Raw genomic sequence first — 412 nt, 5'->3', positions numbered from 1 at the left:
GTCACCTTTGAAACATTCCCCATACCTATTCCCCCCTGTGGTCGCTCCGGGGAGGAGAAGAAAAAACGCCTTTAGCCCACGAAGGACCCAAGGCGCTCCTGTTCCGACGCTCCTCTGTCTCCGTCCCTCGGGCTCGAAGCAGAACCTTTTTCCGTTGAATCGAAGGATTCTTCGGTGCAGCTCCCGGAGGATGCCGCCTTCCTCATTAAGGGTAATCAAAAAGAGCGGATTTCGCAACCTTCACGGATTTCCGCCGAGTAAACCGAAATCAATCCCTCTTCGGTTTCCAAAAGCAGCGCCCCATCCTCTTTCAACCCCCGCACCACCCCCGATCGAAGGCCCTCGGGCGTCCGGGCCGTGACCAAGTGGCCGATCACGCCCGACAGCTCTTCCCAGGCCCCGCGGACGGCCG

General features: G+C 59.2%; 2 protein-coding genes. Both read right to left on the bottom strand.

Annotated elements, in window-relative coordinates:
- Nucleotides 1-219 (bottom strand): hypothetical protein (locus RZO55_RS16965; RefSeq protein ID WP_318065445.1); only part of this gene is annotated, 219 nt, incomplete at its 3' end.
- Nucleotides 216-412, bottom strand: a 197-nt coding sequence (locus RZO55_RS16960; protein WP_318065444.1) for a biotin protein ligase-related protein, incomplete at its 5' end; no start/stop codon positions are given. The genes RZO55_RS16965 and RZO55_RS16960, both read right to left, overlap by 4 nt.

It is taken from the genome of Clostridium boliviensis (assembly GCF_033342255.1).
GTDB lineage: Bacteria > Bacillota > Clostridia > Lachnospirales > Lachnospiraceae > Lacrimispora > Lacrimispora boliviensis.
The sequence above is the reverse complement of the archived record's forward strand: the minus strand, read 5'-3'. Positions and strand labels throughout refer to the sequence as shown.